Annotated in this window: 16 protein-coding genes and 1 tRNA gene; 10 read left to right on the forward strand and 7 right to left on the reverse strand. The window is 63.0% G+C overall.

Annotated features, from left to right (window positions below; translation table 11 throughout):
- Positions 1–77: 77 nt before the first annotated feature.
- The gene (locus ACIOU9_RS11380; protein WP_332487599.1) at positions 78–1,292 is read right to left on the reverse strand and encodes an ROK family transcriptional regulator; all 1,215 of its coding nucleotides are present in this window, start codon (positions 1,290–1,292) and stop codon (positions 78–80) included.
- A gap of 158 nt (positions 1,293–1,450) precedes the next feature.
- Here ACIOU9_RS11380 and ACIOU9_RS11385 point away from each other — a divergent pair, with 158 nt between their 5' ends.
- The 7 genes from ACIOU9_RS11385 (at position 1,451) to ACIOU9_RS11415 (ending at position 8,777) form a co-directional block, all read left to right on the forward strand.
- Entirely contained in the window at positions 1,451–2,191 is a 741-nt protein-coding gene (locus ACIOU9_RS11385; protein ID WP_332503319.1) for a sugar phosphate isomerase/epimerase, read from the forward strand.
- Between the two features lie 5 nt (positions 2,192–2,196).
- Positions 2,197–3,309 carry a Gfo/Idh/MocA family oxidoreductase gene (locus ACIOU9_RS11390; RefSeq protein WP_332487602.1) on the forward strand — a complete coding sequence of 371 codons (1,113 nt, stop codon included), beginning with the start codon at positions 2,197–2,199 and terminating at the stop codon, positions 3,307–3,309.
- A 46-nt stretch (positions 3,310–3,355) separates the two neighbouring features.
- Positions 3,356–4,708 (forward strand): ABC transporter substrate-binding protein, encoded by a 1,353-nt coding sequence (locus tag ACIOU9_RS11395; protein WP_105656349.1) that lies wholly within the window; start codon positions 3,356–3,358, stop codon positions 4,706–4,708.
- A 95-nt stretch (positions 4,709–4,803) separates the two neighbouring features.
- The gene (locus ACIOU9_RS11400; protein WP_105656350.1) at positions 4,804–5,796 is read left to right on the forward strand and encodes a carbohydrate ABC transporter permease; all 993 of its coding nucleotides are present in this window, start codon (positions 4,804–4,806) and stop codon (positions 5,794–5,796) included.
- Complete coding sequence (locus ACIOU9_RS11405; RefSeq protein ID WP_105656351.1) at positions 5,789–6,628, forward strand: carbohydrate ABC transporter permease; 840 nt, start codon at positions 5,789–5,791, stop codon at positions 6,626–6,628. The genes ACIOU9_RS11400 and ACIOU9_RS11405 overlap by 8 nt, the downstream gene beginning before the upstream one ends.
- A gap of 18 nt (positions 6,629–6,646) precedes the next feature.
- Entirely contained in the window at positions 6,647–7,753 is a 1,107-nt protein-coding gene (locus ACIOU9_RS11410) for a Gfo/Idh/MocA family oxidoreductase (protein ID WP_332487606.1), read from the forward strand.
- A gap of 13 nt (positions 7,754–7,766) precedes the next feature.
- Complete coding sequence (locus ACIOU9_RS11415; RefSeq protein ID WP_332487608.1) at positions 7,767–8,777, forward strand: sugar phosphate isomerase/epimerase; 1,011 nt, start codon at positions 7,767–7,769, stop codon at positions 8,775–8,777.
- A gap of 7 nt (positions 8,778–8,784) precedes the next feature.
- On the opposite strand, the gene ACIOU9_RS11420 is transcribed toward ACIOU9_RS11415, so the two are convergent.
- From ACIOU9_RS11420 to cobA, 4 genes are all read right to left on the reverse strand, one after another.
- Positions 8,785–9,558 carry an IclR family transcriptional regulator gene (locus ACIOU9_RS11420; protein WP_105661938.1) on the reverse strand — a complete coding sequence of 258 codons (774 nt, stop codon included), beginning with the start codon at positions 9,556–9,558 and terminating at the stop codon, positions 8,785–8,787.
- A 201-nt stretch (positions 9,559–9,759) separates the two neighbouring features.
- Complete coding sequence (locus ACIOU9_RS11425; RefSeq protein WP_105656354.1) at positions 9,760–10,668, reverse strand: carbohydrate kinase; 909 nt, start codon at positions 10,666–10,668, stop codon at positions 9,760–9,762.
- Between the two features lie 46 nt (positions 10,669–10,714).
- Positions 10,715–11,815 (reverse strand): uroporphyrinogen-III synthase, encoded by a 1,101-nt coding sequence (locus tag ACIOU9_RS11430; protein WP_402696946.1) that lies wholly within the window; start codon positions 11,813–11,815, stop codon positions 10,715–10,717.
- The gene (cobA, locus tag ACIOU9_RS11435) at positions 11,815–12,834 is read right to left on the reverse strand and encodes a uroporphyrinogen-III C-methyltransferase (protein WP_402696947.1); all 1,020 of its coding nucleotides are present in this window, start codon (positions 12,832–12,834) and stop codon (positions 11,815–11,817) included. The genes ACIOU9_RS11430 and cobA overlap by 1 nt, the downstream gene beginning before the upstream one ends.
- Before the next feature lie 290 nt (positions 12,835–13,124).
- Here cobA and ACIOU9_RS11440 point away from each other — a divergent pair, with 290 nt between their 5' ends.
- A complete protein-coding gene (locus ACIOU9_RS11440) occupies positions 13,125–13,799 on the forward strand; it encodes an alpha-ketoglutarate-dependent dioxygenase AlkB (protein WP_133833993.1) in 675 nt (224 codons plus the stop codon).
- On the opposite strand, the gene ACIOU9_RS11445 is transcribed toward ACIOU9_RS11440, so the two are convergent.
- A complete protein-coding gene (locus ACIOU9_RS11445) occupies positions 13,796–14,674 on the reverse strand; it encodes an endonuclease/exonuclease/phosphatase family protein (RefSeq protein WP_166650774.1) in 879 nt (292 codons plus the stop codon). The genes ACIOU9_RS11440 and ACIOU9_RS11445 overlap by 4 nt on opposite strands.
- Before the next feature lie 208 nt (positions 14,675–14,882).
- Between ACIOU9_RS11445 and ACIOU9_RS11450 the strand changes: the two genes are divergently transcribed.
- A complete protein-coding gene (locus ACIOU9_RS11450; RefSeq protein ID WP_332594618.1) occupies positions 14,883–16,109 on the forward strand; it encodes an MFS transporter in 1,227 nt (408 codons plus the stop codon).
- 8 nt (positions 16,110–16,117) lie between these two features.
- Here ACIOU9_RS11450 and ACIOU9_RS11455 read toward each other — a convergent pair whose 3' ends face one another.
- A complete protein-coding gene (locus ACIOU9_RS11455; protein ID WP_402696949.1) occupies positions 16,118–16,543 on the reverse strand; it encodes a VOC family protein in 426 nt (141 codons plus the stop codon).
- Between the two features lie 190 nt (positions 16,544–16,733).
- Between ACIOU9_RS11455 and ACIOU9_RS11460 the strand changes: the two genes are divergently transcribed.
- Positions 16,734–16,809, forward strand: a tRNA-Ala gene (locus ACIOU9_RS11460).
- Positions 16,810–16,938 lie beyond the last annotated feature (129 nt).

The raw sequence follows: 16,938 nt of genomic DNA on the forward strand, positions 1-16,938 counted from the left end.
CATGGCTTGGGTACCGGGGAATAGGCAGAGCTGTCCGGTATTTCAGAATCGGAGGAATTTCCGGTTGCCTCCAGCTCCTAGGTGGCGGGGATCAGCGCCAGCGCGCTGCGTTCGATGGCCTCCGGGCTCAGGGCCTGGCTGATGGCGATCATGCTGGCTCCGCGCAGGGCTCCAACTTCCCAGCTGCGCGAGGTGCGGATCTGCAGGTGCTGGGTGGACAGTGGCGCTCCGCGCTGGTAGACCACCTCGCGGATGCCTGCCAGCAGGTGCTCTCCGGCGGCGGAGATCCGTCCGCCGACCACGATCAGCGACGGGTTCAGCAAGCTCACGCTGGCAGCCAATACCTCGCCCAAGTCGCGGCCGGCTTGGCGCACTGCATGGATCGCTTGGATGTTCCCCGAGTTCACCAGGGCGACCACATCGGTGTTGCTGTGCGCTTCGATGCCCTGCGCCCGCAACGCGGTGGCAATTTTGGGTCCGGCAGCTACGGCTTCCAGGCAGCCTTCATTGCCGCAATGGCAGTAGATGCCATCGCCGCGGCGGATGCGCACGTGCCCGATATCGCCGGCTGTACCCTGCGCTCCGCGTTGCAGCAGTCCTCCGGAAATGATGCCCGAGCCGATGCCGGTGGCCAGCTTGACGAAAATGAAGTCCTCGCTGCCGGTCTCCAGCTGGTCCTTCTCGCCAATGGCCATGAGGTTGACGTCATTGTCCACGACTACCAAGGCGTCCAGCTGCTGCTGGAACCAAGCGGGGATGTCGAAGTCGTCCCATCCGGGCATGATGGGCGGATTGGCGGGACGGCCGGTCTCGAAATTCACCGGCCCTGGCACTCCCATGCCTATGGCAATGACATCGTCACGGGTGCGGCCCAGCGAATCGAGCAAGCCATCGGCCAGATCCATCGCGGTCTGCAAGATCGCCACCGGGCCGTCGGCGAAGGAAATGGGAGCCTGGGATTGCACTAGGGGAGTGGGGGCCAGATCGGTCAGGGCAACGCGCAGGTGGCTGGCTCCCAGATCGACGGCCAGCACCAGGCGGGCATCGGGGAGCAGGGCAAGCCGCTGGGGAGGGCGGCCTCCGGTGGACGCGCCATCCGCGATGGTGCCAACCAGGCCCAGCTGGATGAGCACGTCGAGGCGCTCTTGCAGGGTGGAGCGAGCCATGCCGGTCAGGGCGGCAAGGTCCGTGCGGCTGTGCGCGGCACCGTCCATGAACAGTTGCAAGACGTCGCCTGCCCCACTGGCGCCGCGGGCGAATTGCATGCTTTGGGGGCTCGAAGGATTGGCCATGAACCCAGTAAAACACAGCAATGGACGCGAAGCCGAAACACTTTATGAGAATGTCGACATACTTCTATTGACTATCGACAAAAGTAAAACTAGTCTCAAGGTGTGATGCAAGTCATGAGCATCTGGATCGCACCCACCACTTCTTTCAGGAGACGCCTTTGCCTGCCCACGACCTATCAATCCAGCTGTACACGCTGCGCGAGCACATCGCAGAGAACCTGGCCGCGACGCTCGAACGCGTAGCTGGCATCGGCTACACGCAAGTCGAGCCGTACAACTTCGTGGCCCGCGCTGACGAGTATGCACTGGCGCTGGCCGAGAACGAACTCAGCGCGCCAACGGCGCACGCACCGCTGCTCTCCTCGGACTACGACGAGGTCTTCGCCGCGGCCGGCAAACTCGGCATCAGCACCGTCATCGATCCGTTCATCCCGGCGGAGCAGTGGCAGGATGCCGAGTCCATCGGTGCCATCGCGCAGAAGCTCAACGCCGCCTCCCGGCGCGGGGCCGAATACGGCATCAGGGTCGGCTACCACAACCACGACTGGGAGATCTCCAGCAAGATCAATTCCAAGACGGCCCTGGAATACCTGGCTAGCCTGCTGGACCCGGAAGTCGTCCTGGAAGTGGACACCTACTGGGTTGCCGTGGGCGGCGCCGATGTGCTCCAGCTGCTTGAAGCGCTGGCACCCCGCGTCGTAGCCCTGCACATCAAGGACGGGCCGAAGTCCAAGAACCACAAGGAACAGGTTCCAGTGGGCAGCGGATCCATGCCGATCGACCAGATCATCGACGCCACCAACGGCATGCTGCATGTAGTGGAACTCGATGACTTCGCAGGCGACATCTTCCAGGCCGTGTCCGAAAGCCGCGCCTACCTCGTAGCAGAAAAGAACTAGGGACTATGGAATTTCAGAATCAGCCCATGGGCGTGGGCATTGTCGGAGCCGGCACCATCAGCGACCAGTACCTGGAGAACCTCACCGCATTCCCGGACCTCGCCGTGCGGTTCATCGCCGACCTGGATACCGAACGCGCAGCAAGCCAAGCGCGCAAATGGTCCGTGGAAGCCTCGGGAACCTACGCCGAATTGCTGGCCCGCGAAGACATCCAGATCGTCGTGAACCTGACGATCCCGGCAGTGCATGTCGAGGTAGCCCTGCAGGCGGTGGCCGCCGGCAAGCACGTCTGGGGCGAGAAGCCCTACGCGCTGGACCGCGAATCCGGACGGCAGCTGGTCGAAGCCGCCAAGGCAGCAGGAGTCCGCGTCGCCGTGGCCCCGGATACCATCCTGGGTGCGGGCCTGCAGACCGGCCTGCGGCAGATTGAAGCAGGCGCCATCGGCACCCCGCTTTCGGGCCTGGCCATCTTCCAGGGCCCCGGCCCGGAATCCTGGCACCACAGCCCGGAATTCCTCTTCGCCCACGGCGCGGGACCGCTCTTCGACCTCGGGCCCTACTACCTGACCACCCTGGTGCGGGTCTTCGGCCCGGTAGCCAAGGTTGCCGCCCTGGGTTCGCAGGCCCGCGCGCAGCGGGTCATCGGTGCAGGCCCCAAGGCCGGAACCAGCTTCCCGGTCGAGGTCCCAACCCACGTCGGAGCGCTGCTCTCCTTCGAATCCGGGGCCAGTGCGCAGTGCATCTTCAGCTTCGACTCCAAGCTCAAGCGTGCAGGGTTCGTGGAGATCTCCGGAACGGAAGGCACCGCGCAGCTGCCGGATCCGAACGAATTCACCGGAGACACCATCCTGCACCTGGAGGACCAGGAGCCGAGCGTTGTCACCGCCCAAGGATCCACCTACGGGCGCGGCACCGGCGTTGCCGAACTCGCCCAAGCCATCCGCGAGGGACGCAAGGAACGCGTGCCCGGCGAACTGGCGTTCCACGTCCTGGACATCATGGTCTGCGCCGCGGAAGCAATGGAATCGGGAGCATTCATCGACGTGGCCTCGACGATCGAGCCCATCGCGCTGCTGGACCCAGCCTGGGATCCTTCGGCTCCCGGCATCCTTGCCTGAAGCACCACCCCTTGACAGCATCACCCGCACCTGAAAAGGAATAAACATGTCTGCACCACATTTCAAGAGCAAGCTGGGGCGCTTCACGGCGATTACCTCCATCGCAGCGTTGTCGCTCAGCGGCCTGGCCGCCTGTTCCGGCTCGGCTTCCGGCTCCGGCTCGGAAGAAGCCGGCGGGACCATCACCTACTGGGCTTCGAACCAGGGCAGCTCAGTCACCCAGGACGAGGAGATCCTGGGCGAATCCATCAAGCGGTTCACCGAGGAAACCGGCATCGAGGTCGAGCTGGAAGTCGTTCCCTGGGCCGACCTGTACAACCGCATCCTCACCGCCGTTTCCAGCGGCGAAGGGCCGGACGTGCTGAACATCGGCAACACCTGGGCCACCACCTTGCAGGCCAGCGGCGCCTTCGTCCCCTTTGAAGGCGAGGCGCTGGAAGCCATAGGCGGAGCCGAGAAGTTCGTGCCGGCAGCCCTGGCCACCGGCGGCGCCGAGGGCCAGGCCCCAACCTCGCTGCCGTTGTATTCCATGGCCTACGGCCTGTACTACAACACCAAGATGTTCGAGGAAGCCGGCATCAAGCAGGCTCCGAAGACCTGGGATGAATTCTTGGCCACCGCCAAGAAGCTGACCAAGGATACCGACGACGACGGCAAGGTCGACCAGTACGGCTTCACCTTGGCCGGACAGCGTACCGCCAATAATGCCCACTCCGCATTCATCCTGGGCATGCAGAACGGCGGCGAGCTGTACACCACGGACGGCAAGCCGGACTTCACCAATGATGGCGTCGTCAGCGGCGTCAACGACTGGATCCAGCTGATGGGCGAGGACGGCGTTGTCTCCAAGTCCAACGCCGAGATCAATGACGGTTCGGTGCTGCCAGGGGAAATCATGGACGGCAACGCCGCCATGTTCTTCGACCAGGCCCCGGGCAAGTCCTTCAATGCCGCTGACTTCAAGGACTACGCCATGGCGCCCATCCCGCTGAAGAACGCCGATGCCACCGGGCTGGAAGCCACCCAGTCGCTGGTTGCCGGCATCAACGTGAGCGTCTTCGAGAACTCGGATAACAAGGACGCCGCCCTTGAATTCGTGAACCACCTGCTCAGCGTCGATGAGCAGAAGAAGCTGAACGCCAAGTACACCTCGCTGCCATCGGTCACCGAAGCTTTCGACGACCCGGCCTTCGACACCCCCGAGCAGCAGGCCAAGAAGGAGATCCTGGCCAATAACGCTGCCCCGATGCCGCTGTTCCCCACCGAAGGGCAGATGGAATCCCTCGTAGGCGAGGCCATCGCCAAGCAATTCGCCAGGATTGCCCAGGGCGAAAAAATCACCGAGGCCGATGTCCGCAAGGCATTGGAAGACGCGCAGAAGCAGATGCCGGCTAGCTAGCGGCCCGACACGTTGCACTGGCCGCGGGAGCGGACCTCCTTGCGCCCCCGCGGCCAGTTGCAGCACCCAAATTCGTTTTCATGAAAGGAGACCGAATGTCGGCGCCAGCCCAGACACCGCCTCGAATCAGCGAACCGCTCAAGCCCCGCGACGCTTCAAGGGCGATCAAGCGCAGTTCAATCAAGCGCGACCGGTTCTTCCCCTATGCGCTCTCAGCTCCCGCAGCATTCCTGGAACTGCTGATCCACATCATCCCGATGCTGCTCGGCGTATGGATCGCCTTCCTCTCGCTGACCCAGTTCTCCATTGCCAACTGGGTCAAGGCCCCGTTCGTGGGACTGCAGAACTTCACCACCGCGCTGGACCCCAACGGTCCGATCGGTTCCCAATTCTTCGACGCCCTCGGGCGCACCTTCCTGTTCACCTTCCTGGTAGTGGCAATCGCCTGGAGCCTTGGCATCTTCGCCGCGGTCTTGCTGGCATCCAAATTCCGCAGCAACGGATTCTTCCGCACCCTGTTCCTGGTTCCCTACGCACTGCCAAGCTACGTCACCACCATCGCCTGGGCGTTCATGTTCAACCAGCGCGATGGCATGGTCAACCGCTTCCTGGTCGAAGACCTCGGGATCCTGGAGGAAGGGCCGTTCTGGCTATTGGGCGGGAATTCCTTCTTTGTCATGGTGGTTGTCGCCGTCTGGCAATTCTGGCCTTTCGCTTTCCTGATGCTGCTGGCCGCCCTGCAATCCATCCCGAACGAAGTCTATGAAGCCGCGTCCCTGGATGGAGCCAGCCTGTGGAAGCAGTTCACCAGGATCACCCTGCCAATGATCAAGCACGCCAACGTGGTGCTGCTTTTGATGCTGGGACTGTGGGTGTTCAACCAGTTCGACATCCCCTACCTGCTCTTCGGCCCGGTGTCCCCGGAAGAAGCAACCCTGATTTCCCCGTTGATCTACCAGCAGTCCTTCAACAACTGGAACTTCGGCGTGGGCGGCGCCTTGAGCGTCGTCCTGCTGATTGCCCTGCTGATCGTCTCAGCGTTCTACATCCGACTTGTCATGCCGAAGGGAAAGAGCATCGATGATTGAGACCCGCGGCTTCCGCATCCTGCGAGTTTTCGGACTAGCCTTCATCACCCTGATCATCGTGCTGCCGCTCTACGTGGTGCTCACGACCTCCATCAAGCCCCTCAAGGATGTGCGCGGCGCCTTCGAATGGATTCCCTCGGAAATCACGCTGGCCCCGTACCTGGATATCTGGACCACGGTGCCGCTGGGCAAGTACTTCGCCAACTCGTTGATCGTGACCATCAGCGCCACCATCCTCTCGGTTTCCATCGCGATCCTGGCCGCCTATGCGCTCTCGCGCTTCGACTTCCGCGGGGCGCGGTCCTTCCGGCTGATCGTGCTCTCCACCCAGATGTTCCCCGGCATCCTGTTCCTGCTGCCGCTCTTCTTGATCTTCACCCAGCTGGAGCGTGCCGTGGGACTGCAGCTGAACGGAACCTACCTGGGGCTGATCGTCACCTACATGACGTTCTCCCTGCCATTCTCCATCTGGATGCTCACCGGCTTCTTTGCCGCCATGCCCAAGGAACTGGAAGAGGCGGCCATGGTCGATGGACTTGGCCGGCTCGGCGCACTGCTCAAGGTGGTCTTGCCGGTAGCACGCCCGGGGATCATCGCGGTGTCGGTCTACTGCTTCATCACCTCCTGGAGCGAAGTGCTCTTCGCCAGTGTGCTCACCAATTCGGACACCAGGACGCTGTCCATCGGCTTGCAGGCCTACGCTTCGCAGACCGATGTGTACTGGAACCAGATGATGGCCGCCTCGGTGGTGGTATCGATTCCGGTGCTGGTCGGTTTCCTCTTCGCGCAACGGCACCTGGTCGCAGGCTTGTCCTCCGGCGCGGTCAAGTAAGAAAAGACAAGGAATTACATGTCCCAGTTGAACAGCCAGCAGGCTGCACCGGCCATGCAGGAACTGAAGGTCGGCGTCATCGGCGGCGGCTTCATGGCCCGGACCCACGCCGATGCGATCCGCCGGGCAGGCGCCCAGCTCATCGGGGTGCGGTCCAACGGCGAGCAATCCACCCGCCAAGCGTCAGCCGCCCTGGGCGTGCCCGGTTTCGGCAGCGTCGAAGCGCTGCTCGCCCAATGCGACGCCGTGCATGTCACCTCGCCCAATGCGTTGCATGCCGAGCAGGCAGCCTCCGCACTGGCAGCTGGCCTGTCCGTTGTTTGCGAGAAGCCGCTGGCGACCAGCGCCCGGGAAGCCGGCGAGCTGGCATTGCTGGCATCGCGTTCCCGAGCCGTGGCTTCGGTGCCGTTCGTCTACCGCTACCACCCCATGGTGCGGCAGGCCCGGGCCCACGTTCAGGAAGGGAAACTTGGCCGGCTGCTGACCGTGCGTGGCCAGTACCTGCAAGACTGGATGCATACGGTCAGCGACAGCAACTGGCGGGTAGAACCGGACAAAGGCGGTCCTTCTCGGGCCTTCGCGGACATCGGTTCGCATCTGGTGGATCTGCTGGAATTCATTGCGGGGGAGCGGATCGTTCGGCTGAACGCGACCACCTCCATTGCCCATAAGCAGCGAGGCGCCGTGGACGTCGATACCGAGGATGCTGCTGCCTTGATTGTGCAGATGGCTTCGGGAGCCATCGGCACGCTGATGGTGTCACAGGTCAACGCCGGCCGGAAGAACGCCTTGACCATCGAGCTGTCCGGAGACCGGTCGGCGCTGGAATTCAAGCAGGAAAAGCCGGAAGAACTGTGGATCGGCAAACCCGACATGTCCTCGATCCTGTCCCGCCAGGCCACTGACCTCAGTCCCGACGCCGCACGCTTGTCGGTGGTCCCCGCAGGACACCCGATGGGCTACCTTGATGCTTTCGCCGCTTTCGTGGCCGACACCTACGCGGCGATCCGTGGCGAAGCGCCCGAAGGGCTTCCAACTTTTGCCGATGGCGCCCGCGCCTGCCGCTTGACCGATGCCGTTCTGGAATCGGCTGATTCCGGGGACTGGATCGACACCGATGACTAGAGGAGAAACCACCATGAACGCGACGCATCCAGTGACGCTTTTCACCGGCCAGTGGGCTGATATGCCCTTCGAAGAAGTCGCCCGGCTGGCTTCCGAATGGGGTTATGACGGATTGGAAATCGCAGCCAGCGGTGACCACCTGGACCTCAAGCGTGCCGACGAGGATCCGGCCTACCTCCAGTCGCGGCTGGAAATCCTGGACAAATACGGGCTGAAAGCCTGGGCGATCTCCAACCACCTGGGCGGCCAAGCTGTCTGCGATGACCCCATCGACTTCCGCCACCAGGCCATCCTGCGCGACTATGTCTGGGGCGATGGGGATGGGGAAGGCGTCCGCCAGCGGGCCGCCGAGGACATGAAGCGCTCGGCCCGCGTCGCCCGCAAGCTCGGTGCCGGTGTAGTGGTTGGCTTTACCGGCTCGAAGATCTGGCAGTACGTCGCCATGTTCCCGCCGGTTCCGGGCGAAGTCATCGATGCAGGCTACGAGGACTTCGCGGATCGCTGGAATCCGATCATGGACGAATTCGATGAGCAGGGGGTGAAGTTCGCGCTGGAGGTGCACCCCTCCGAGATCGCCTACGATCACTGGACCACCGTGCGCACCATGGAAGCAATCGGCCACCGCGAAGCGTTCGGGCTGAACTGGGATCCCAGCCATATGTTCTGGCAGGGCATCGACCCGGTCGCATTCATCACCGACTTCGCCGACCGCATCTACCACGTGGATTGCAAGGACACCCGGATGCATCATCCCAACGGGCGCAACGGCATCCTGGGTTCCCATCTCCCATGGGGCGATCCCCGCCGGCGCTGGGACTTCGTCTCCACCGGCCACGGAGACATCAACTGGGAAGATGCCTTCCGCGCACTGGACTTCCACGGGTACAAGGGCCCCATCTCCATCGAATGGGAAGACGCGGGAATGGACCGCTTGCACGGTGCGAAGGAAGCTGTGGGCTACATCCGCAGCCTCCTGTTCAAACGCCCCGAAGCGTCCTTCGACGCGGCATTCTCGAACCAGTAGCCCCTGGCTAGGACGGACGTTTGCCCTGCACCCGCGAGGTAATCACCGAAGCGGTGGCGCGGATCTGCAGCAGGAGAGTCTCCCACTGCTCTTCGGGGACACGATCGGCCAGGAAGGTGACAGCAACGGCGGCCACCGGCCAATCGCTGGAATCCCGGATTTCTACCGCGAGCGAGTGGAAATCCGGGGTGACATCCCCGCGCTCTACGGCATAGCCGCGCTGCGTGCTCTGGTCCAGCTCGCGGCGCAACTGCGAGTAGCTGGAGATCGATGACTCGGCCACTCGCTCCGTGAAGCTGGCAGCACCGGGGTAGAGCGCACGCACCTGGGATTTGGGCAGCGCGGCGAGAATTGCCCTGCCGGATGCGGTCAGGTGCGAAGGCAGGCGAACACCCACGTCGGTGACCAAGGATGGCCGGCCCTTGGCGCGTTCTTCGACAATGTAGAGAACATCGGAACCATGCAGCACGGCCAGGTGGGCGCTTTCCCCGACCTTGTCGACCAGCTGGGCAATCAGCGGGGCACCCAGCCGTGCCAGCGGTTCCTGGCGGGTATAGGCGCTGGAAAGCTCAAAAGCGGAGACACCCAGACCATAGGATTTGTCCTCTGGATAGTGGGTGATGAATCCGTGCTCCAGCATCACGTTCAGCAGCTGGTAGACACTGGATCGAGGAAGCTCCAGCAACGTGGCGATCATTGCCGCCGGAGTCGGGGTCTTCCTGCTGGCCAGCAACCTGAGGATCCGCAAGGTGTTATCGGCCGCTGGAACCTTGCTGCCCATGGGGCCTCCTCAATGAATCGTGCATAGTGCTCTGCAAGGAACTCTAGCAACCTGGTCAGCGGTTTCCTTCGATAGTCCAGGCTGCTGGGCTGGCTGCCGGCGGATAATGCTAGTCACCCACAACGAATGAAATAAATAGTCGCTGGGATCAGCGCCATTCCAGGCGGAGATCCCAGCGACTATCGGCCAGAAATGAAAGGTCTAGCGCGTCGTGGAACTGAGGAAATGATTCAGCTCGTCAAGGGTTGGAGGATTCGCCCCGGCGCGCGACACGGTGATTCCCGCGCACACCGAAGCGATCTGCATGACCTTCTCCAGCTCGACGCTGTCCAGCTGCGTGCCATCGCGAAGGGACTTGGCCAGCGAGCTGTCCAAGATGGCGTGGAGCAGCCCGGCCATGAACGCATCACCGGCGCCGACCGTATCTACGGTGCGCACCGAAATCGAGGGAACCATGACTTCGCTTTGCCTGGTCCGGGCCTCGGCTCCGCGTGCGCCGAAGGTAATGATCGCTAGCGATGCCCCGCGCTCCAAGAAGTGCTCCAGGATGCGATTGGTGTCCCATCCCGGATAGAGCCACAGGGCGTCTTCGTCACTGAGCTTGACGATATCCGCCAGCCCGGCCAGCTTCTCGATCTGCTTGACCGATTCTGCCCGGTCCTCGACCAGCTCCGGGCGCAGGTTCGGATCGAAGCTCAGGATCTGGCCCGGTGGGGAAGCCTCGAAAGCCTCATGGATTCGAGCGGCACTCGGACCCTGGAATGCTGCAACGGATCCTGAATGGAACAAGGTGGCTTGGGTCGAAGCCATGCTCTGCAATTTGCAGTTCAGCTGGAACTCGTAGTTGGCATCTCCGGACTCGTCCAGCACGACGGTGGCGCTGGAAGTCTGCGCATCGGTGTGTGATCCGGCTGCGAGCTGAACGCCTGAGGCCGCCACATGTTCGGCGATCAGCCGGCCATGCTCGTCATCGCCGATGTCCGTCTGGAGCAGGACTTCGTGGCCCAATCGGCCCAGTCCAACAGCAACATTCATCGGGGAACCGCCGGGATGCGCCACACCATCGACGATATCGACGAGGGCTTCACCGGCAACCTGAATATTAACCATGACATCGATCCTACGTAACCCGGAGGGAAAAAGCCCATCGGGGCGATCATACGTTCAGCCTGTACCCACGTTTGATGACCGTGGCGATGATTTCCGGTTGCGGCAACGCCTTGCGCAGCCGGCTCAGGGTCATATCCAAGGCATGCTTGGAACTGGCTTCCGGAAGCGCGGCCCCCAGCTCGTCGCGGGAGAGGACGCTGCCGCCGGCCTCGATCAGCGCCCGCACCAATTCGGCCTGCCCGGGCGTCAACTCGCAGTTTTCGTCCTGGACCGAGAGGGTACGACCGCGCAGCTGCACCTGGCCGTGGACCGTTTGGGCCTGCAACGTGCCCAGCGAGGCCAGATGCTCCACGAGCTGGCCGATCATCGCACCCATGCGATGGCGCTCGGGAACCAGCGGGCAGATGCCCTCCTCGATCAGCGGGGCAGCAGTCACCGGTCCAACGGTGGCCACTGCGACGCGCTCGGCCAGGGAGCGCAGCAGGGCGGGCAAGCGATTGCGCGCCTTGGCAGCGGCGAACAGCGCATGCACGCTTGGCGCGCTGGTGAAGGTCACCGCGTCGAAGTGGGCGGCGCACAGGCCCTCCACCAAAGCAGAAATCCCGCTATCGCTGCTGGTGTCCTGCCAGCGGTAGGGCTCCACCTTCAGCACCCGGCGAGCGCCCAGCTCGCGCAGGCTCTGGGGCATTCCATGGTCGGAATCGGCATGAAGCTGCAAGGCAACGGTGGCGCCCTGGAGCTTGCCCTCCAGCAGTTCCAGCATGGAGGCGCTGCGCCCGTCCTTGGCCACGGCGGCCGGTTCCAGGCCCAGCGCCTTGACGGCGCCATGGGCTTTGGCCCCGCGGACGTAGAGCTGCGCCTGCCCGAGCGCTGCCAGCAGCTCGTCGCCAATGCCGGCAGCCTCGGAGGTATCAACCCAGCGGCGCAGTCCGTAGGCGGTCGTAATGACGGCTACCTGCGGACGGACCTCAATCAGCTTTTGCGTTTGCGCGATCAGTTGCTGCTCATCGTCCAGCGGGGCGAGCTGGAGCAGCGGAGTATGGGTCACCTCGGCGCCGCGGCGTTCGAAGGCTTCGATGAGTTCTGCGGAACGGCGGTCGCTGGTGACGGCCAGCCGGAAGCCGGCCAAGGGTTTGGGGCTGCTCATCAGGCCACTTCCAATTGCGCTGCCAGCGTGGCCGGCTCTTCTTGCGCTGCCGCGTTCACCAGGGTGGCCGGCAGCCCAGCGACTTCACCGATGACAATGACTGCAGGGTTGGAATGGCCGCGGGCTGTTTCGGCGAGACGGGCTAGCCGGGTGCAGCTGGTGCGCTGGATGTCGGTGGTGCCGGATTCGACGATGGCGCATGGCATTTGCGGGTCCATGCCGACCCGGTGCAGCCCGGCGACGGTCTGCTCGATGGTGCCCATGCCCATCAGGATCACGATGCTTCCGCCCAGCTTGGCCAGGTGGTCAAGCTGCGCATCGCTGAGTGGATCGTGGGCCGAGACCACGGTGAACATGGTGTTCACCCCGCGCGCGGTGACCGGGATGCCGGCTGCTGCCGGCACGGTGATGCACGAGCTCAGTCCCGGGATGACGCTGATCGGGATGCTCGCAGCGGTAGCGGCCGCGATTTCTTCGAAGCCGCGGCCGAAGACGAAGGGATCTCCGCCCTTGAGCCGGACTACGGCAGCGCCACCGCGGGCCGCTTCGATCATCAGGGCTTCGATATCCCGTTGGGTGAGCTTGTGGTGTCCGGGAAGCTTGCCGACGTCCACGATTTGAGCTTGCGGTGCGAGAGCCGGCAGGTGCGCTGCGGGACCGAGCCTGTCGGCGAAGACGACTTCTGCTTCGGCCAGGGCCCGCACGCCGCGCAGGGTCAGCAGGTCCAATGCGCCGGGGCCGCCACCGAGCAGGGTGATGGATCCGGCCCGGGTCGCTGGTCCAAGGTGCATGACGGGAATGCGCGCGGCCTGCACCACCGAGGCGAAGCGCAGCGGTTCGGCATCGCAGATCACCAGTAGGCCGGCTTGTTCCAGCAACTGTACTGCCTGGAAGGGCCCGTCGGCGGTGAGCACCGTGGCGCCCTCCGCCTGGAAGCGCAGCGCAGTATTTTTGCTCCCGGATTTACTTCCAGCGATCAGCACAGTGCATCCGCGCAGTTCGAGGTCGATGCCAATCATGGTTTCCTTGATTCTGCTCGAGTTTCTAGGGGTGACATGGGATTCTCCTTGAACTAGTGGATGCACCCAGCTTAGGCGCCCAGGTTTTCCCGGAGGTATCGCAAATGTTTCAAGCGCAATAATTCGAGTAAAGGTTAACCTTTTCGAAATGTTCGCGAGGGTAAGACGAAACACAAAGTCTCTAATGTAAATATTGTTGCGAGGCACCGGCCTGGCTGATCCTGCAAAGTTCAGTGAGCGAATACGCGGGAGACTTGCCGAGTTCTGCCTGCAACGGGCACGCTGGGAACATGGAATCCCTGTTCGACGACAGTGCACTGCCCCGTACCGGGGGAGCCTTGCGCCCAGGAGCCTGGCACTTGCCGGGGTGGCTGGACGCGCCCGCGCAGCAGTGGATCGTCCGGCGCTTCTTCGAATGGGGCAGCGGGCCTGTTCCGCCGCACCGCACAGCCGTCAACGGCCATCCGATGAGCGTGCAGAGCTTGTGCCTGGGGTGGCATTGGAGCCCGAACCGCTACTCCAAGACCGCTGACGACCTGGACGGGCAATCAGTGGCGCCCATGGAAGACTGGCTGGTCCGCTTGGGCAAGCAGGCGGTCGCAGAAGCTACGGGTGACCTGCAGCGCGCGCAGGACTACCAGCCCGATGCGGCTATCGTGAACTACTACGACGTGCAGGCCGCCATGGGCATGCACCAGGATGCGCAAGAGCGCATCAACGCCCCGGTGGTTTCGCTGTCCATCGGCGATTCGGCAACATTCCGCCTGGGCAATACCGAGAACCGCAACCGGCCATGGCAAGAGATCCGGCTGGCCTCGGGGGACCTGTTCGTCTTCGACGGCCCCTCACGCTTCGCCTATCACGGGGTGAGCAAGATCCATGCCGGGACCGCGCCAGCAGGCTTGGGCCTTGGCGGCGGACGCATTAACATCACGCTGCGCCAGACCGGGCTGGAAGGGAACTAGTTCCCCAGGTCGATCGTGGCAGCGAGCGCGTAATGATCGGAATCGGCGATTTCCAGCCGCTCCAGGCCGGCCGATTCGACTCCGCGCAGCATCACATGGTCGATGCCGAGCATCGGGAACAGGGACCGCGGCCAGGTCAGGGCCAAGCCCCAGTCGCTGTAGTGGGCTTCCTCCAGCTGGTTGGCGACCGGCGCGAAGTGGCGGTCGGAGCTGGTGGCGTTGAAGTCTCCGGCGGCAACGATCTTCGGAGAATCGTCATCGGCGAGGTAGCCGGCCAAGGAAGCAAGCATCATGTCCCGCTCGTGATGGCCGGTAGGCCTGGCCGACGCCGCATGCACAGCATACAGGCGTACATCCCCTTTTTCGCTGGCCACGTCCACCCGCAACGCGCGGTCCCAACCCAGCCCCAGATCCAGGGGCTCTGGATTCTTCAGCGGATAGGAGCTCCACACGCCTACGGTGCTGACCATGTAGCTGTAAGGATGGGATTGGGTGAGCTCGGCGGTGATTTCCGGCTCCTGGCCTTCACCGATTTCCTGCAGGGTGATGACCTGCGCGCCGTTGGCTGCCAATTCGCGGGCCGCCTGCACCCCCGCAGACTCGTGGACGTTTTGCGTGGCAACCAGCAGGGAAGCTTCTGGTGCGCGCCGGTCCGAAGGCAGGAACGCCGGCCCGAAGAGCACAGCCCAAACAACGACCGGTACGAGCAGGCCGATGAAGCTGATGCGTCCGCGCACCACCAAGGCCATCAGCAAGAGCACTGGAATTCCGAGGCCCATCCACGGGGCCAGGTTATCGACGATCAATCCGAGACCCAGGACATCGGGGATCTGCTGGTGGAACACCATTAGCCCGGCCAGCGCGAGACAGAGCATGACAAAGAAGAACCTCGCGATTATTCGCGAGGCCGACAGGCGATGGTGCGATGAATGAGGCATAGGACTTAATACAGTGGCACAAAAAACTGTGGGATTCGTAATTTTCCGCTCGGGGATTGCCACTGTCGCCCGCTGCAGTCACTACGATGGATAAGAGCGCCGAGGGAGCCGCTTCCCAAGACCCTGCCATGAATTGAGAAATTGAATGACTGCCTATGTATCTGGCGGAAAACTACTGCTGGCAATTATTGCCTTGGCCATGGGCGGCGTCGGCATCGGTGTCACGGAGTTTGCCATGATGGGCTTGCTCCAGGAAGGCGCCGCTGATCTGGAAGTGGGCTATGCGCAGATGGGCCTGATGATCAGCGCCTACGCAATCGGCGTAGTGGTGGGCGCCCCGGTGCTCACTGCGCTGGCTGCCAAGATCCCGCGCAAGCGTGCGGTGCAGCTGCTGATTCTCTTCTTCACGCTCGCCAACCTCTCCTCATTCTTCGCTCCGGACTACAACACCATGCTGGTGACCCGCTTCCTTGCAGGCCTGCCGCATGGAGCCTACTTCGGGCTGGCCGGGGTGCTTGCCGGCAGCCTGGTTCCGGCCACGATGCGCGGACGCGCCATTGCCTGGGTGATGCTCGGGCTTTCGGTGGCCAACGTTGCCGGTGTCCCGTTGGTGACCCGGCTCGGCCAGGAATACGGCTGGCGTTCGATGTTCCTGGTCGTTACTGCGATCGGCGTGTTGACCGCTGTGCTGATTAGCTTGTTCGTCCCATGGCGCAAGACCGACGCCGGGGCGAGCATCCGCCGCGAGCTGACCGCCTTGAAGAGCGCCCAGGTGTGGCTGGCGATGCTCACCGGCATTGTCGGCTTCGGCGGATTCTTCGCGGTCTACTCCTACATTTCGCCAACGCTGACCGAAGAAGCAGGACTGCCAATTGAGCTGGTGCCGCTGGCTTTGGCGCTCTATGGCGTAGGCATGGTCGTTGGTTCGCTGGCCGGTGGCAGGCTTGCCGACTGGTCGATCTTCGGCGCGATCAAGCTTTCTTCCGTTTTCATGATCGCCACCATGCTGATTTTCGCTGCCGTGACCAGCTGGGTGGTTCCGACGATGATCATGGTCTTCGTGATGGGCGCGGTGGGTTCCCTGCTGATCCCTGCGTTGCAGACGCTGCTGATGGATTCGGCCCCGCATGCGCAGTCGCTGGCTGCTTCGCTGAACCACTCGGCGCTGAATGTTGCCAACGCGCTGGGCGCCGCCCTGGGTGCCGCGGTGATTGCCGCCGGTTACGGCTTCCGCGCCCCATCTGTGGTCGGCGCTGGCCTGGCCGCCTTGGGTCTGCTGATCGCGTGGATCACCCAGATCCGCGCGAAGAAGGTGGGCCTGCTCGTAGGCCGCGAAGCTTTGGAAGCCCGCGAGCAGGCGCGCACCCACTAGCGCTTCGGCTAGCTGGCCACCGCGGTGATGTTGAACATCCAGACCACGCCGAACTTGTCGCGCAGCTCGCCAAAGGAGTCGCCCCACGGGGCCCGCTCCAATGGCATGTTGATCTGGCCGCCTTCGCCCAATCCTTCCCACCACCTAGTCAGGGTCTCCGCGTCGGCTCCGGCCGTCCCGTCGCTGCTTAGCGCGATCACGCCATTGCCCCGGACGTCCATTTCGGTCGGGGTGTCCGAGGCCATGAAGTGCAGGCCGCGTTCAACGAATAGCGAGGAGTGCATAATCTGGTCGGCAACGGCCGGATTGTTGTCATTCATGCCTTCTTGGAAGGTCATCATGGAAAGCTCGCCACCTAGTACCTGGTGGTAGAACTCCATAGCTTCCTTGGCGTCTCCGGCGAAACGCAGGTATGGGGTCAGTCCGATGGTCATGGGATTGCGCCTTTCGAAGGAATGGGTGGGGCCGGCAGGTCCCGACCCATATTCTTCCACTTGGGGAGCACCGTGTGAATAGAGGATTGTGACCAGCGTCTCGAACAGCCGATTTGGAGTTTTCGGCAGTGCTCCGGTAAAGTTTTATCTCGGTTCAGGGGTTGTACAAGCCACTGGAATCACCTCGTTTGGGGGTATGGCGCAGTTGGTAGCGCGTCTGCATGGCATGCAGAAGGTCAGGGGTTCGAATCCCCTTACCTCCACCATGTGAAGAGTCGAGACATCGTTTACAGATGAGTTGCGACATGCTTTACAAATTATTATCAGTTTCCCCCGGCCACCGGCCGGGGGATTTCTGTTTATCGGGCCAATAGGATTTGCCGGGGTCGATGGAG

This window comes from Glutamicibacter sp. NPDC087583, assembly GCF_044743685.1.
Lineage (GTDB): Bacteria > Actinomycetota > Actinomycetes > Actinomycetales > Micrococcaceae > Glutamicibacter.